General features: G+C 67.2%; 14 protein-coding genes. 10 read left to right on the top strand and 4 right to left on the bottom strand.

The features are described 5' to 3' along the window. Positions 1 to 3 precede the first annotated feature (3 nt). The 3 genes from DJ018_RS00260 (at position 4) to DJ018_RS00250 (ending at position 2,645) form a co-directional block, all read left to right on the top strand. The gene (locus tag DJ018_RS00260) at positions 4 to 1,476 is read left to right on the top strand and encodes a flavin-containing monooxygenase (protein ID WP_111512807.1); all 1,473 of its coding nucleotides are present in this window, start codon (positions 4 to 6) and stop codon (positions 1,474 to 1,476) included. Between the two features lie 61 nt (positions 1,477 to 1,537). Further along, positions 1,538 to 2,014, top strand: coding sequence for a hypothetical protein (locus DJ018_RS00255; protein ID WP_111512806.1), 477 nt, complete (start codon positions 1,538 to 1,540; stop codon positions 2,012 to 2,014). 10 nt (positions 2,015 to 2,024) lie between these two features. After that, positions 2,025 to 2,645, top strand: a complete 621-nt coding sequence (locus tag DJ018_RS00250; RefSeq protein WP_240609417.1) for a peptidylprolyl isomerase — start codon at positions 2,025 to 2,027, stop codon at positions 2,643 to 2,645. On the opposite strand, the gene DJ018_RS00245 is transcribed toward DJ018_RS00250, so the two are convergent. Together DJ018_RS00245 and DJ018_RS00240 are read right to left on the bottom strand one after the other, a co-directional pair. Continuing rightward, complete coding sequence (locus DJ018_RS00245; RefSeq protein WP_111512805.1) at positions 2,642 to 3,229, bottom strand: alpha-ketoglutarate-dependent dioxygenase AlkB; 588 nt, start codon at positions 3,227 to 3,229, stop codon at positions 2,642 to 2,644. The genes DJ018_RS00250 and DJ018_RS00245 overlap by 4 nt on opposite strands. A gap of 128 nt (positions 3,230 to 3,357) precedes the next feature. Continuing rightward, the gene (locus tag DJ018_RS00240; RefSeq protein ID WP_165842753.1) at positions 3,358 to 5,829 is read right to left on the bottom strand and encodes a TonB-dependent receptor plug domain-containing protein; all 2,472 of its coding nucleotides are present in this window, start codon (positions 5,827 to 5,829) and stop codon (positions 3,358 to 3,360) included. A gap of 939 nt (positions 5,830 to 6,768) precedes the next feature. Between DJ018_RS00240 and DJ018_RS00235 the strand changes: the two genes are divergently transcribed. The 5 genes from DJ018_RS00235 to DJ018_RS00220 all read left to right on the top strand — a co-directional run bounded on the left by DJ018_RS00235 (position 6,769) and on the right by DJ018_RS00220 (position 11,186). Next, positions 6,769 to 7,263, top strand: a complete 495-nt coding sequence (locus DJ018_RS00235; RefSeq protein ID WP_111512804.1) for a RidA family protein — start codon at positions 6,769 to 6,771, stop codon at positions 7,261 to 7,263. Positions 7,264 to 7,359: 96 nt separating this feature from the next. After that, on the top strand, positions 7,360 to 8,493 hold the full coding sequence (locus tag DJ018_RS00230) for a mechanosensitive ion channel family protein (protein ID WP_111512803.1): 1,134 nt from the start codon (positions 7,360 to 7,362) through the stop codon (positions 8,491 to 8,493). A gap of 66 nt (positions 8,494 to 8,559) precedes the next feature. Further along, complete coding sequence (locus tag DJ018_RS19035; protein WP_165842752.1) at positions 8,560 to 8,733, top strand: hypothetical protein; 174 nt, start codon at positions 8,560 to 8,562, stop codon at positions 8,731 to 8,733. Between the two features lie 9 nt (positions 8,734 to 8,742). Then, the gene (locus DJ018_RS00225) at positions 8,743 to 9,114 is read left to right on the top strand and encodes a hypothetical protein (protein WP_111512802.1); all 372 of its coding nucleotides are present in this window, start codon (positions 8,743 to 8,745) and stop codon (positions 9,112 to 9,114) included. Positions 9,115 to 9,236: 122 nt separating this feature from the next. Further along, on the top strand, positions 9,237 to 11,186 hold the full coding sequence (locus DJ018_RS00220) for an autotransporter domain-containing protein (RefSeq protein WP_111512801.1): 1,950 nt from the start codon (positions 9,237 to 9,239) through the stop codon (positions 11,184 to 11,186). A gap of 76 nt (positions 11,187 to 11,262) precedes the next feature. Here the strand turns inward: DJ018_RS00220 and DJ018_RS00215 are convergent, their stop codons facing one another. Next, positions 11,263 to 11,904, bottom strand: a complete 642-nt coding sequence (locus DJ018_RS00215; protein WP_111512800.1) for a DUF4142 domain-containing protein — start codon at positions 11,902 to 11,904, stop codon at positions 11,263 to 11,265. 143 nt (positions 11,905 to 12,047) lie between these two features. Here DJ018_RS00215 and cphA point away from each other — a divergent pair, with 143 nt between their 5' ends. Together cphA and DJ018_RS00205 are read left to right on the top strand one after the other, a co-directional pair. Next, on the top strand, positions 12,048 to 15,026 hold the full coding sequence (gene cphA / locus DJ018_RS00210; RefSeq protein WP_338066128.1) for a cyanophycin synthetase: 2,979 nt from the start codon (positions 12,048 to 12,050) through the stop codon (positions 15,024 to 15,026). Then, complete coding sequence (locus tag DJ018_RS00205; RefSeq protein WP_111512798.1) at positions 15,019 to 15,813, top strand: cyanophycinase; 795 nt, start codon at positions 15,019 to 15,021, stop codon at positions 15,811 to 15,813. The genes cphA and DJ018_RS00205 overlap by 8 nt, the downstream gene beginning before the upstream one ends. Here the strand turns inward: DJ018_RS00205 and DJ018_RS19515 are convergent. After that, entirely contained in the window at positions 15,810 to 15,935 is a 126-nt protein-coding gene (locus DJ018_RS19515; RefSeq protein WP_276309795.1) for a hypothetical protein, read from the bottom strand. The two genes, DJ018_RS00205 and DJ018_RS19515, sit on opposite strands and share 4 nt — an antisense overlap. Positions 15,936 to 16,043 lie beyond the last annotated feature (108 nt).

The following is a 16,043-nucleotide window of genomic DNA, read 5'->3' as shown; positions in this document are numbered from 1 at the left end:
CGGTTGGCTGACTACGAACATTTCGATGTGGTGATCGTTGGCGCGGGGCTATCCGGAGTGGGCGCGGCCGCGCACCTGCGCCGACGCTGCCCCGACCGCTCTTTCGTGATCCTGGAAGGACGCGAGCGGATCGGCGGGACCTGGGACCTGTTCCGCTATCCCGGCGTGCGGTCCGACAGCGACATGCATACCCTGGGCTATGCCTTTCGTCCCTGGACCGACGCCAAAGCCATCGCCGATGGGCCCACAATCCTGAGCTACATCCAGGGCGCCGCGCGGGACGAGGGCGTCACTGCGCACATCCGCCTCCGTCATCGGGTGACCACCGCTTCCTGGTCGAGCGAGACCGCGCTCTGGACCGTGACCGCCGAGCATGATGGTGCGCCGGCACGGTTCACCTGCCGCTTCCTTTATCTATGTGGCGGCTACTATCGCTACTCAGCAGGTTACGAGCCGCCATTCCGAGCGCGTGAGCGCTTCCAAGGTACGTTTGTTCATCCGCAGCACTGGCCCGAAGGCCTCGACTACGCCGGGAAGCGGGTGGTGGTGATCGGCTCCGGCGCCACGGCGGTGACCCTCGTGCCTGAAATGGCCAAGACGGCCGCGCACGTCACAATGCTGCAGCGCTCGCCGACCTACGTGTTTTCCCGCCCAGCGGAGGATCGCCTGGCCAACTGGCTGCGCGCCCGTCTGCCGGCGCGTTTGGCTTACGGACTGGTCCGCTGGCGCAACGTGCTCGGCAACGCTTTCACCTACCGCTTGTCCCGCGCCCGGCCGTCGCTGGTGAAGCGACGATTGGTCGAGCTTGCCCGTCAACAGCTGGGCCCGGAGCTGGACGTCCGCCACTTCACGCCCAGCTACGACCCATGGGATCAGCGCATCTGCCTCGTACCCGACGGCGACCTGTTCAAGGCGCTGCGCAGCGGGCAGGCGTCGGTGGTCACCGACACAATCGAGACCTTCACCGAGACCGGCGTCCGTCTGTCGTCCGGCGCTGAGTTGACGGCCGACATCATCGTCTCGGCGACGGGACTGGAGCTGCTGCCTCTGAATGGCATTGCGGTGATCGTGGATGAGCAGGCGGTTGATCCCGGGCAGGTGCTGGCCTACCGCGCCTGCATGTACGAAGGGGTGCCGAACCTTGCCTCCGCCTTCGGCTACACCAACGCATCTTGGACCTTGAAGGCGGACCTGACGTCCGAGTTCGTTTGCCGGCTGCTGAACCACATGCGGTGGACGCGGCGTCGCCAATGCACCCCCCTGAACGACGACCCGGCCATGCCGCGACTGCCGTTCCTCGACTTCACGTCAGGCTATGTGCGCCGCGCCATGGACCGGTTCCCGAAGCAGGGCGCCCGCGCGCCGTGGCGCGTGCGGCAGAACTACCTGCTCGACCTGCTCAGCTTCCGTACCGGACGGTTGGAGGACGGGGCGCTTCGCTTCAGCAATCCCGAGCCTGACGCCAGCAAGACCTGAAGTCTTGCCAAGCTGGCCGGCCCCGCTCTTACTCGGCGGCGACAACTCGGGGGAGCCGACCATGACCGACTACGAAGCCCGCGGCATGGGGCCCAAACCCAAGCTGGCCCTGATCGTCAGCGCCGTGGCTGGCGTTCTGGCGATCCTGGTGGTCGGCGGCCTGACCTTCATGAGCTGGCAGAAGTCCCGCAACGAGGCGATCGCCACGGCCAGCGAGTGGACCATAACCGGCGCGCCATGCCCGGAGATCACCCAGGCTCAGTTCGATGCGATCCCGCACAAGGCGAGGCTCACCGACTTTTGGGATATGAAGCTTGAAAGGGCGAACGGCCACGTGGATTGCCAGGTGGTGAAGACCAACGGCGGAAAGGGTCTGGGCAGCTTCAGCGTCTGCCAGCTGACCAGCCCCCAAATCGTCAGGGTCGAGGCCAAGAAGGGCGACAAGTTCTTCAACCCCGGCTTCGGTCAGGCGGTGACCGTGACCTCGGAAGGCGGGACGCCGCACTGCGTGCTGGCCGGCAAGTTCAAGGTCAACTGAGGTGCGGATTGTGCGCGACGCGACGCTTAGGACGCTTGTGGGCGCCTTCGCGGCCCTCCTGATGGGCGGAGCGGCGGCGGCTCAGACACCGCTGCCCCGCGTGGCGATCGAAACAGACGCCGGCCAGATCGTGGTGGAAGTGGACGTGGAGCGCGCGCCCGTCACCGCCGCCAACTTCCTCGCCTATGTGGACAAGGGGCTGTTCCGTGGCGGGTCCTTCTATCGCGTCGTCCATTCCAAGAACGACAACAACGCCTATCCCATCACCGTAGTGCAGGGTGGTCTCGGCCCGGAAGACCGGCCCTCGCCCCTGCCCCCGATCCGGCATGAGCCGACCAGTGAAACAGGTCTTCGCCACGACGACGGCGCGATCTCCATGGCGAGGGATGGGCCCGGCACCGCCTCGTCGGAGTTCTTCATCGTCATGGGCGACCAGCCGGCCCTGGACTTCGAAGGATCGCGCAATCCCGACCGGCAGGGCTTCGCCGCCTTCGGCCATGTCGTGAAGGGCATGGAGGTCGTGCGCCGCATCAACCGTGCTCGCACCGCCAAGGGCGGGCAAGAGGCCTACACCCGCGGCCAGCGCCTGGAGAAGCCGGTCACAATCCGCGAAGTGCGCCGGCTGCCCTAGCCTCGCAGGCTGCGGAATGTGATGGAGTAGCGCAGCTGCTCCACCGGCGGAATCGAGTGCTCCCATTCGGCTCGCGCGGGCCCCCGCAGAAGGTAGGCCGAGCCCGGCTCGGCCTTGAGGCTGGCCCGCTCGAACCCGCCCCCCGTTCGCCGCCGCAGGCGGAAGATGCAGGGCGCGCCGACCGACAGCCCCACAACATCTTCAAACTGCGGTCGGTCGCGGTGCCAGCCGATGCCCGCACCCGGCGCATATTTGTTGATCAGGACGTGGGGCAGGGCCTCGGGGGCCAGGCCCGCGAACGCGGCGGCGCGATCGCGGAACGGCAACAGCCAGGCCGGCATGGGCTGCGCCTCGGCCAGCCGGCCGCGGCTGAAGTCATAGGCGTGGCCGAAGTAGATTACGTGGCGGTTGGCCTTCCAGCCTTGGAAGTCGAATGGCTCGAAGGGCAGGGCCTCGAAGCGGGCCAGCAGGTCTCGCTCCTCGACCAGCGACAGCACCGCGGGCTGATAACGGAAGCCTTCAGGCAGGCCGGTCAGGGGAAGGTCGGCAGGCGCGTCGTCGAACAGGCCGGGCTGGGCGGGCATCTGCTCAAGATAGTGCGCGGGTCGTGAAAACAAGTTCGCCCGACGCGCCGCCGACAAGGGAAGGCGGGGCGCGCCGGGCGTCCGACGGAGGATCCCGCAGCCGACGAGAGCGGCTGCGGGACGCCCGATCAGAACCTGTAGTTCAGCTTGGCGTAGTAGTAGCCGCCGTTGATGCCGAACGGGGAGAAGGTGGGGTACTGAGTGACATAGGCGTTGGAGTTGTTGCGCAGGTAGTCGTCGCGCAGCAGCCCGTTGATGCGGTTCGGATAGGTGTTGAACAGGTTGTTCGCCCCCACCGAAACCCGGACGCCCTCCACCATTTCGTAGGAGACCTCCAGGTCGGTGATCACCGCCGTCTTGATGCGGGTCTGGTAGTAGACCGCGCCCGTGCGGCTGCCGATGCCCTTGGAGGGACCGTAGAGCGACTCCTTCAAGTTGATGCTGAGCGGACCCCAGTTCCACACGCCGCCGCCCACGATGCGGAACTTCGGCGAGGACTTTTCCAGGGTGTAGAGCGCACCCGGATCGAACAGCGAGGCCCCGGTCAGCTGGGCCGGCGGAGCGGCGATCTTGGTGACCTCCGTCTCGTTCCAGTTGGCCGTGAAGGTCCACTGCACCGAGCCCTTGTCGAACATGCCTGTGGTGGCGGTGACCACCAGGTCCGCGCCGCGGGTGCGGGTGTCCAGGCCGTTGGTGAAGATGTTGATGCCGGTCTGGGTGACGGTGGGGTCCAGCGAGTTGCCGTTGGCGATGATCGCGGCAGTCACCGCCGGGATGTTGAACGCGCCGCCGGAGCCGTAGAGCGAGCCGGAGCCGACAATGCGGTCCTCGATCTCGATCTGGTAGGCGTCCAAGGTGGCGGTGACGCCCCAGCCAGGGTGCGCCACGAAGCCCACGCTGAAGTTGGTCGACTTCTCAGGCTGCAGGCCGTTCACGCCCACCAGCCGGGCGGCCGCCGAGTTGGGCGGCAGCTGCACGAAGGCGGAGGTCGGCGAGACGTTGGTCGCTGAATAGTAGGACTCCGCCAGGGTCGGGGCGCGGAAGCCCGTGCTGACGGTGCCGCGGATGGCGAGCATATCGCTGAAGTCGTAGCGGCCGGTCGCCTTGTAGACGGTGGTGTCGCCGAAGTCGCTGAAGTCCTCGTGGCGCACAGCGAAGTCGAGCTTGAGGGGCTCGATGGGCGAGAAGGCCACGTCGGCGTAGACCGCCCAGTTGCGCCGCTCATGCTTGCCCGCGTCGGTCAGCTGGAAGCCCGGATAGGACTGCGAGCCTTCCTTGTAGCGCGAGCCCACGTCGCCGGGCCGGATCTCGTAGCTGTCCTCCCGGTACTCGGCGCCCAGCGCCAGGGTGAGCGGCGTCGCCATACCCACTTCGTAGTCGTGGGTGAGGTCCAGGGTGGTGGTCCACTGGGTGCCCACGAAGTCGCCGGCGTGGAAGTCGCGCGGGGAGGAGCCCGGCGTGGTCGCGGTGGAGGTGTCGATATAGAGCGAGCGGTTGATGCTGTTCAGCGTGTGGACGCTGATGTCGTCCTTGCCCCAGGTGCTGGACAGGTCCCAGTTCCAGCCGGCGGTCACGCCCTTCAACCCGCCGGTGATGGCGTAATCGTCTTCCCAGATGCCTTCCTTGGGGCTGAAGCCTTGCGGATAGGGATTGGTCCCGTCGCGTCCGATCACCAGGTTCGGCACCCGGTAGTTCTCGAACGCAGCGCCGTATTTGCTGCCGTAGGTGCCGAACGTGTAGATCTCGAGGGTGTCGCTGAACCGGTAGCCCGCGTTAAATGCGCCGATGTTCAGTCGGTACTCGGCGTCGCCCGCGATCCGATTCAGGTACGGGTAGTGCTCGGCGTTCACCAGGTCTGGGTAGCGCGACAGGCGCGAACTGGACGCGGTGTTGTAGGGCGTGTTGATCACTCGCGGATCGACGTCGCCCCGGAAGCTCGAGCTGTGCCAGCGGCTCTCGAAAGTCAGGTCGAGGTAGGCGTTCTCCATCGGCTTGAGGCCAATGTTCGCGGTGAAGTCGCCGGTCTTGCCGCCGCCGTCGATGTACTCGCCGCCCGAGACGATGATGTTTCCGCCTTCGGTGTTGTCCTTGAGGATCAGGTTGATGACCCCGGCAATGGCGTCGGTGCCGTACTGGGCCGCGGCGCCGTCCTGCAGCACTTCCACGTGGTCGATGGCGTTCAGCGGGATGAAGTTCAGGTCGGCCGTGGCGCCGCCTTGAAACGGCCCGCCCAGAACCGCGAGGTTGGCCGTGCCGTGGCGACGCTTGCCATTGACCAGCACCAGGGCGTGGTTAGGCGACAGGCCCCGCAGCTTGGCCGAAAGCGTCAGGTTGGCGGTGTCGCCGCCGAACGCCTGGGCGTTGAAGGATGGCACGTTCTGGGCGATCGCCTGGATCAGGTCGGACTGGCCCACCCGTTGGAGGGCGGTCGCATCGAGCACCTGCACGGGCGCTGGGCTGTCCACCGCCCGGAGGCCGGTGGTGCGGGTGCCGGTCACGATCACGGCTTCCATTTCGGTGTCCTGCGCCAGCGCGGAGCCGGCGGAGAACATGGCGAGCATCGACGCGCCGGCCAGCAGGCCCAGATAGGTCTTCTTCATTGTTGATTGCCCCCTCGAAGCAACGGCGTCCTTTGCCGGACGCATTCAGCCACCGGCCTGCGCCCCATCCGGGCGCAGGAAGTTGAAAGTGCCGCTCGCCCAAGCTCCGCGGCCATGCAGCCGCGTCTCCAGGCTCAGTTGAGCGGAGTTGATGGAATTGGATGTCCGGTATTCAGACCCACCAGAGCGACCTGCATTGGTCATCCTGATCGACTTTAGACTGTAATATACGCACATCCGAAACGACTCTCGGCTAAGTTGAGAGAGCCACTTCCAGGCGCATCCATCCCGATCCGACGCTTTTTCTATGTACTAGCGACGAAGCTCCCGCCGATTCCTCGGCCGTCACTTCGACGACAGCAACAGGCTCGTCATGAAAGGTGGGTGCTGTCAAACCCACCCCGGATCGACAGACGTCATTGCCTTGTTCGAGGCATTCGTATGAGCCGCATCTGCGCAAAACGATCTCGTTCCGCACATTTCGCGCTCAAAACACGTGCAGAAGATCGTGCGGCGGGCGCCTGTACAGCCCGTCAAGACTCGGATGGGTGTTGATCTGCCCGCTCACCTTGCAGGCCTGTGTCGCAACGCCGATCGGCCGATCATCACAGGTCTTCAGGCGTCGATCGGCTTTGTGCCGCCTGATCTATGAGCGCCTTGCGCCTGTATTCGCGGCGCGTACGCGTCCCAGGCATCTGCAATATGCCGCCTGATTGACCGAAATGGCGCCCGTTCTGCTCACCAGACGCGCAGCCGTTCGACTTGGCCCGGCTCGAGGTAGAGCCTGCTTGCTCCGACCGGCCGGCGCTCGCGCTCATGCGGCCGTCCTGAGCCGCGGCTTGCGTGGTCAAGGCCGGGAAGATGTCGTTCAATCCGCCTGACCCGAGCCGACCGGCCCGGCCGGCGGGGCGTAGCAAGAGAAGAGGGGCTTAGACCAACATGCGGAAACTGGTTCTCGGGGCGATGGTCGCCGGCCTGGCGTGCGCCACCGGCGCGCAAGCCCAGAACAAGCACATCGGCGAGCCCTCGGCCGCCATCTCCCAGGCGGTGCTCGTCCCGGCCGGCGCCGAGACCCTGTACGTCAGCGGCATCACGCCGCCGGCCCTGAACGCGGGCGCGCCGCAAGGCACGCCGACGCAGTTTGGCGACACCAAAACCCAGGTCACCGGCATCCTCAATCGCATCGAAGCGATCCTGAAGTCCCAGGGCTACGGCTTCGGCGACGTGGTCATGATGCGCGTGCTGCTGGTCGGCGATCCGGCCAAGGGCGGCCAGATGGACTTCGCCGGCATGATGGAAGCCTACCGCGCCAAGTTCGGCACGGCCGAGCAGCCCAACAAACCGGCGCGGATCACCTCGCAGGTCGCCGCCCTGGTGGCGCCCGGCATGCTGGCGGAGATCGAAGTCCAGGCCGCCAAGCCGCCGAAGAAGTAACAGGTGGCGGCGCGTGTCCGTCGCGCGCCGTGGTGAACCTTCCCGCCCGCCAGGGATTGCAGCGAGCGGGAAGGGGCGCCGCCGTGGTTTTGACGGATGAATCTGCACACCCTCGTCGCTGATCTTCAAAGGTCCTTCGCTTGGGCCCCGCCCTGGCTGTTCAGCCTTGTGCTGATGGCGCTGGCGGTGGTTCTCGCCGTCACACTCCACAGCTTGGTCGTGCGCCTGGTGCAGCGCGGCCTGAAGAAGAAGGAAGACGCCTTCTGGCGGCCGCTGCTGGTCCGGACACGAAAGCCGGGGCGGCTGGCCATGGTCGTGGTGGCGCTCGGCGTCGCAGCCGACCTCTCGCCCCTGACGCGCGAACAGACCTCGCTGGTCCAGCACATCCTGCTGGTGCTGTTCATTGGCCTGATCGGCTGGGCGATGCTGACCGCGACGGAGATCGCCGCCGCCCTTTACCTGCGCCGCTACCGGGTCGACGTCGAAGACAACCTGCTGGCGCGCAAGCACCTCACTCAGGTCCGCATCCTCCAGCAGGCGGTGCGGGTGCTCATCATCATCCTGACCACCGGCCTTGCGCTGATGACCATCCCGCAGGTGCGCCAGTGGGGCGTCAGCCTGCTGGCGGCCGGCGGGGCGGCCGGTCTGATCGTCGGTCTGGCGCTGCAGCCCCTGTTGACCAACCTGATCGCCGGCATCCAGATCGCCATGACCCAGCCGATCCGGATCGACGACGCGGTGATCGTCGAGAGCGAATGGGGCCGCATCGAGGAGATCAACGCCACCTATGTGGTTGTGAAGCTCTGGGATGAGCGGCGCATGGTGCTGCCGCTGACCTATTTCCTCCAGAACCCCTTCCAAAACTGGACGCGCAACAGCGCCGCCCTCACTGGCGCGGTGATGCTCTACGTGGACTACACCACGCCGCTGGAGCCGGTTCGCCAACGGCTGAAGGAGTTGGTCGAGAACTCGCCCCTTTGGGACCGCCGCACCGTGGTGCTGCAGGTCACCGACGCGCGCGAGCGGACCATGGAGTTGCGCATCCTGGTCAGCGCCGCCGACTCCGGGCGTCTGTTCGACCTGCGCTGCGAAGTGCGCGAAAAGCTGATCGCCTTCCTGCGCGACAACTTCCAGGGCGCCCTGCCGCGCGACCGGCTCGAACTTGCGGCCCTTGAGGGCTGGACCAGCCGCGACGAGGACGACGAGCCGCGTCGCAGCCTGCCTCAATAGGAGCCTTGCTTTCGGAACCGCCTCCCTTTCGCTGGGGTTGGGCCGGGACAAGCAAGGAGACATCCCATGGCGCAAGACCAAGACCGGCAGGCCGACTCCCAGGCCAATCCGCACGAGAAGCCGCGGAACGCCTCCGACGGTCCGCCGCAGATCGACAAGTCCCCGGAAGGCGCATCCCCGGACCGGCAAATCGCCCAGGAGTCGCAGCAGTCCAGCGGCCAGGGCATGGGTCAGTCCTGAGGAGCCGCTATGTCTGAGCAGAACAACACGGGCCCGGGCGTCGGCCAGGGCGGCGGTGAGCAGTTCGAGCAACTGGAAGGCAGCCTGACCGACGGCGGCAGCCTGCCGGGTCGGCGGGACGAGGATCGCAGCTTCGGCGCTGGCCGCCAGGCGGAAGGCGTCAGCGAACCAGGCCATACGGGTCCGGAAGGCGAGGGCGGCGGCACGATGAGCGGTCGCGGCCAGGAAGAAGGCGGTGGTTGGCAGGCTCAGGTGGACGACGCCCACGAGCAGGCCGAGCGCGACCACAGCCTGGGGGAGGGCCAGGCAAGCGCATCGGCCGGCGATGCGGGACCTAGCGGTGAACAGAGCGGTTACGGCAACACCCCGCCCCGCGAATAGCACCCAACGCTGGAGCCTCGCTTGGGGCTCCGGCGTCCACCGGAAGTTGACGTCGCGGCAGCATTGACCCGGCGCTCGAACCGGCAGTCACTGTGCGAAAACAACGACGTACAGGGACGGAAATGAAACGGGCTCTCATCCTCGCCACAACCATGCTCGCGGGCCTCGGCGCCGCAAGCCTCGCCCATGCTCAAGAGGCGCCGTTCAACGGCGTGGTCGTTTTCGGCGACAGCCTGAGCGACGCCGGCAACATCTCCATCGCGTCCGGCTCTCCGGTGCGCACGCGGTTCACCACCAATCCCGGCTTGGTCACCTTCGAAGGGGTGGCCCAGTACTACGGCCTGCCGCTGGCGCCTTCCCTCGCAGGCGGAACGGACTTCGCCTTCGGCGGCGCGGGCTTTACGGTCAACGCGCCGGGCACGCCAGCTGGCGTGCCGACCATCACCACCCAGGTGAACAGCTACCTCGCCGCGAGGCCCACGCTTGATCCGCAGACCCTCTACGGGCTCTGGGGCGGGGCCAACGACATCTTCTACCACGCCACCGCGGCGGGCGCGGGCACGACGGCCGACGCCCTGATCGCCCAGCGCACCGTCGGCCTGCCCCCTGCGGCGGCGGCGCAGGTCGCGGCCCAGATCCGCACCCAGGTCGCTGCGGCGGCTGGGGTGGCGGCGGTGGAGACCTCCGAACAGGCGGCAAGAGCCGTGGGCGCTGCGGCCGACCAGCAGGTCGCCCTGATCAACCGGTTGCAGGACGCAGGCGCCAGGTACCTGGTGGTCATGAACCTGCCTGACGTCGGCCTGACGCCGTCCGCCCGCGCGCAGGGTCCGGCCGGCCAGGCCTCGCTGACCACTCTCGCCACCAGCTACAACGCGATCCTCGGAAACGGCCTGGCCAATGCCGACGAGGGCATTGTGCCGGTGAACACCTTCGGCCTGATCCGCGAGATCATCGCCAATCCCAGCGTCTATGGCTTCACCAACGTCACCCAACCGGCCTGCACGACGTCGAGCTCGGTGACCTGCACGCCCGCGACCCTGGTCGCGCCGAACGCTGGATCGACCTACCTCTATGCCGACGGCGTGCACCCCACGGCTGCGGCCCACGCGGCGCTGACGCAGGTGGTCATCTCGGAACTCGTGGCGCCCCAGCAGATGTCGCTGCTGGCCGAAACGCCCCTGGCCGTGCTGGAAAGTAACCGCATGGCCATCGGCGCCGAGATGGGCCAGGACCTGCCAGAGGGAACTCGAGCCTTCGCCGTGGGACGGTTCGGGTCGCGCAGCCTGAAAGGGGGGCTCGGCGTACCCGAAAGCGACAGCGATGATCGTCTGCTCACCGTCGGCCTGACCATGAGCCTGGGCTCCTCCGGCCTCGTCGGCGGCGCGCTGACGCTGGCTGATAGCGAGACCGAACTGGCCGGCCAGGCTGGCGGGTTCGACACTCGCGGCGTCATCGGCACGATCTTCGGCCAGTACCGGTTCGGGGCTGGCTACGTGGGCGGCCTGCTCGGCTTCGGAAAGTCCGACTTCCAGGACATCCAACGCGCTTTCCAGATCGGCGCCGCCCGCCGCGTTGAAACGAGCGAGACCGAAGGCGCGAGCCTCAGCGCCGACATCATCGGCGGTTGGTGGTTCGACGCCGGCGCGCTGCGGACCGGCCCCTTTGCGGCGCTCAGCTACGATCGCGTACGGGTGGAGGGCTTCGCCGAAGACAGCGGCGACTCCACAGCCATGCGCTTTGGCGACCAGCGCCGGGAAGCCCTGGTCGGCCGTATCGGCTGGAAGGTGCAAGGCGAGTGGGCCATGGGCGAGACCCGTCTGTTCCCCACGGCCTCGCTCGCCTACGCCCATGACACCCGTGCCGACCAGCGCAGCGTCACGGCCGGCCTGACCACCATGCCGGGCATGTTCTCCATGCCGGGGTACATGCCGGAGGAAAGCTGGGGCGAGGCTCAGGTCGGCCTCGGGGTGGCGTTCGGCGCCAACCTGCGTGGGCACGTCGCCTATCAGGGACGCATCTCGGGCGACACGGACCTGAACGTCGCCAGCGTCGGCCTCAGCTACAGCTTCTAGAGCGCGAGCGTCGCGCAAACGAAAACGGCGGCCGTCTCGCGACGGCCGCCGAATTCTTTGTCCGGTGAACCGGCGTTTAGTGCATGCCGCCGCCGGAAGCGCCGCCCTGCAGAGCGCGCGCGCGTTCCAGGTGAGCCTGGACCTTCGGAGCCGCCTTGGCGGCCGCGCCCTTCAGGCCGGCGTCGTCGCCGTTCTGAGCGTAGCCTTGCATCAGCGTCAGGGTCTCTTCGTGAGCGGCGACCTGCTGGGTCAGGTAGACGCGGTCGAAGTCGGCGCCGCTGGCGGCGCGCAGGTTGTCCAGCATGCCCTTGCGGCGCTGGTCGAGCTCGGCCGGCGCGGTCTGGCCAGCGGCTTGGATCAGCGGCTTCATCTCGTTGGTGAGAGCGGTGTGGTCGGTGACCATCATCTTGCCGAACGCCTTCACGTCGGCCGATTGGGCGCGCTCCTGCGCCATCCTGCCGGCTTCGATCTCGTACATGTTGCCCATGGCGGCGTTGGTCACGAACGGACCGGTCGCGTTGGCGCCCATGGTGGAGGCGGACACCTGACCGACGGCGGCGCCGACGGCGTCCTGCGCGGCGTTCACCGGCTGGGTCTGGCCCGGGTTCATGTTGGCGGCGGCGTCGCCGGCGTTGTCCGCGGTGTTTTCGGCCTTGTTGCAGGCTGCGAGCGAAAGAGCGGCGACGGCGGCGGCCGTCAGAACGAATGCGCGTTTCATAGTGGCGTCTCCCATTGACCCTGTCGGCAGAACGGGGCTCGGCAGAGCTGGTTCCGCCCACGATCAACTTTGCGAGAGGTAGGCGTTGCGGCCCCTGCGCCACTTGGGGGGATGCGCAGGGGCCTTGAGCTCATCAAACGCGGATGGAGCTGGAGACCTCCACCGTAGGGGCAATCCACGAGAAGCCGTCGGAGTTCCCGCGACGCCGCTCTGCGCCGCCAAAAATATCGTTTCCTTACAACAGGAACGGTCGATTTGCCGTGCCGTTGTGCAGGTCTGACGGTTTCGGGGGATTTTTGAGCACCAATATGTCGAGCGTAACGCCTGGCTCTATGCGCGTTCTTGAGCGCGCAGTTTACCGCGGCCCGCATCTGTTCGGGCCGATTCCCATGATCCGGTTCCAGCTCGATCTGGGCCCATTGGAGGAGCGTCCCTCCAACACGATCGAAGGGTTCGCAGACCGCCTTCTGGCGCTTCTGCCGACGCTGAACGACCATGCCTGCAGCCTGGGCCGGGCGGGTGGTTTTGTGGAGCGGCTGCGGGATGGCACCTGGCTTGGTCATGTGACCGAGCACGTCGCGTTGGCTCTGCAGACCTTGGCCGGCGTGCCGGTCACCAAGGGCAAGACGCGGTCCGTGAAGGGCCAACCTGGCGTCTACAACGTGCTTATCGAGTACCAGGAGGAAGAGGTCGGGCTGTTTGCGGCGCGGCTGGCGCTGGAACTGGTCGACTCGCTGCTGCCGGAAGACCTGCGCGGCGTTCGCGGGCTGGACGTACTGAGCCGGGAGCGGACCCGCAGTCCCTTTGATGTCGAGACGGCTCTGAATGACCTCAAGCGCCTGGAGCGGCGGGTGGGGCTTGGGCCGACGACCGGGTCCATCGTGGCCGAAGCCAAGCGCCGCGGTATCCCCGTGCTCAGGCTTGATGAGCGCAGCCTCGTTCAGCTGGGATGGGGCGCCCGGCAAGAGCGCATCCGCGCCAGCATCACTGGCCGAACCAGCTTCATCGGCGTCGAAACCGCATCCGACAAGGACCTCACAAAGACCTTGCTGGCCAAGGCCGGCGTGCCGGTGCCCCGCGGCGTGGTCGTGCGCAATGCCGACGACGCGGTGCGCGAGGCCCAGCGCCTAGGCGGGCCGGTGGTGGTCAAGCCGCTGGACGGCAACCATGGCCGCGGCGTCAGCACCAACCTGACCGATCCGGAGCAGATCCGGCGGGCCTTCCAGGCGGCGGCCGAGCACAGCCGCCGCATCGTTGTGGAGCAGTTCTTCAGCGGCAACGACCATCGCCTGCTGGTGGTCGGCGGCGAGTTGGTGGCTGTGGCCGAACGAGTGCCCGCGCATGTGGTGGGCGACGGCGCCAGCACTATCCGCCAGCTGATCGACGAGGTGAACAAGGACCCGCGCCGGGGCGAAGGCCACGAGCAGGTGCTCACCAAGATCAAGGTGGACGAGATCGTCGAAGCTTTCCTGGCCGAGCAAGGCCTGGATGTGAACAGCACCCCAGCGTCCGGCCAGAAAGTCTACCTGCGGGGCACCGCCAACCTTTCCACTGGTGGCACCGCTGTGGACCGCACGGACGACATCCATCCTGACAACGCCTGCATTGCGATCCGCGCGGCTCTCAGCCTGGGTCTGGACGTCGCCGGCATCGACTTCATCTGCCCGGACATCAGCAAGTCCGTGCGCGAGACCTCTGGCGGCATCGTCGAGGTGAACGCCGCGCCGGGCTTCCGCATGCACCTGCAGCCCACCGAGGGCCGGCCGCGTCCGGTGGCGCCTGCGGTGGTGCGGATGCTGTTCCCGAAAGGTGAGAGCGGCCGCATCCCAATCTTCGCGATCACCGGCACCAACGGGAAGTCGACCACTGGCCGGATGCTGTCGCACATCCTGCGCCAGACCGGCCTGACCGTTGGCCTCACCAACACCTCCGGGGTCTACGTGAACTCTGAGCAGGTGCTGCAAGCCGACGCTTCCGGGCCCAAGAGCGCCCGCATGGTGCTGCACGATCCTATGGTGGATGCGGCGGTGTTCGAAGTGGCGCGCGGCGGCCTGTTGCGCGAGGGCCTGGCCTTCGACCGCTGCGATATCGGCGCGGTCACCAACGTCCAGCCGGACCACCTCGGCCTGAAGGGCATCGACACGGTGCAGGACCTGGCCTGGGTGAAGTCGATCGTGGTGGAGAACGTCGCCGACGACGGGATCAGCGTACTGAACGCCGACGACGTGCTCACTGCACGCATGCGGCGCAGGTCCGGCGGCCGGCCGGCCTTCTTCTCCCTCCGCGGCGGTGAGGCGATGCCGCCGTTCCTCCGTGAGCACATCGTCGAGCGCGGGGGGCTGGCTGCAGTGCGCGAGCCCGACGGCGCGGGCGGTGAACTGGTTGTCTACCAGGAAGGACGCCGGCGCCTGCTTATGCGGGCGGCGGAAATCCCCGCCACCTTCGGCGGCCTGGCGGAGTTCAACGTCGCCAACGCCCTGACGGCCGCCTGCATGGCCATAGGTCACGGCGTGAACATCCAGCATGTGCGGCTGGCGCTGGCGACCTTCGGCACGGCCTTCGAGCAGAACCCCGGGCGGCTCAACGTCTTCGACGGCCACGGCTTCCGGGTCATCATGGACTACGCCCACAACGCCGCCGGCCTGATCGCCCTGCGCGACCTGCTGCAGAAGCTGCGTCCCAGCTACCGTCGCCAGATCGGCATGGTCACCATTCCGGGCGATCGACGTGATGAAGACATCCGCGCCATGGGCGAAGTGGCCGCGCTGACATACGATGAGATGGTGCTGCGCGAAGACCCCAGCCGGCGCGGACGCAGGGAAGGCGAGATCATACAGCTTCTTGCCGAGGGCGCCCGACGCGCCGGCGCCGACGACAGCCGCATCCACCGCGTCGCCGACGAGATGCAGGCGGCGGAGACCTGCATGTCCATGGCTCGGCCTGGCGACCTCGTGGTGCTGACGCCCACCGAGGTGGAGGACATGTGGCAGCGCGTCCTGGCCTTCCAGCCGAACCTGCGCCCGAACTTCGTGTCCGAGACGCTGCCCCAGCTCCATTCGGATCTGCCGCCATCGTTGACCTCGGTTGGAACTGGAACCGGAGGGATCCACCCCAATGTCTGATCGCGGCGTGCTGATGGCCATTGGCGGCCACGAAGACAAGGACGGTGACCGCGAGATCCTCAAGGAGGTCGCCCGGCATGTGGATGGCGGCGTGCTGGTGCTGGCCACCGTCGCCAGTCGCGAGCCGGAAGCCTATCTGGAGATGTACGAGAAGGCCTTCGCCGACCTCGGCGTGAAGGCGATCCGTGAGCTCTACATCAATGAGCGGGCCGAAGCCTCGGACCCCGACAAGCTGAGCGTCTTCGACGATGCGGCGGGCGTCTTTTTCACCGGCGGCGACCAGCTGCGAATCTCGAGCCAGGTGGGCGACACGCCCGTCGAGGTGAGGGTGCGGGAGCTGCTCTCGCGCGGCGCCGTGGTGGCAGGCACCTCCGCTGGCGCGTCGATGATGAGCGAGACCATGCTGGTGCGCGGGCCCAGCAGCGAGTCCTATCGGATCGGCGACCTACACATGGCGCCCGGCCTTGGTCTGGTGCGCGACATGATCATCGACCAGCATTTCGCCGAACGTGGCCGCATCGGTCGCTTGCTGGGCGCCGTGGCCCACAATCCGCGCGTCCTAGGCGTCGGCATCGACGAGAACACCTCAGCCATCTTCGAAGGCGACGAGATGCGGATCATCGGCGCAGGCGCAGTCTATGTGGTGGATGGGACGGACGTCGGCCATTCCAATGTGGCGGAGGCCGATCCCGACCAAGCGCTGTCCATGCACGACGTGCGGCTGCACGTGCTGAGCGCCGGCGACAGCTTCGACCTGCAGCGGCGCCGGCCGCTGCCGCGCAGCTAGCCGCGCACCAGGTAGGCGATCCACAGCGCGACAGAGCTCGCCAGTGCGACGAGTTCGGTCAGCCGGCCCCAGCGGACGGCATAGCGGACGGGTGCGCGATGGTGTTGGACGATGTCGCTCATGTCTTCTTTCCTCGCAGGGATGTCCCGCCGCTCCGGCGTGCGGGGAGGGAAAGGGGGCGCCGGAGCCTGGGGCTACAGGCCAAGGCGCCACACCGGAGCGGCGGAAAC

The organism is Phenylobacterium deserti (genome assembly GCF_003254705.1).
Taxonomy (GTDB): domain Bacteria; phylum Pseudomonadota; class Alphaproteobacteria; order Caulobacterales; family Caulobacteraceae; genus Phenylobacterium; species Phenylobacterium deserti.
The sequence above is the reverse complement of the archived record's forward strand: the minus strand, read 5'-3'. Positions and strand labels throughout refer to the sequence as shown.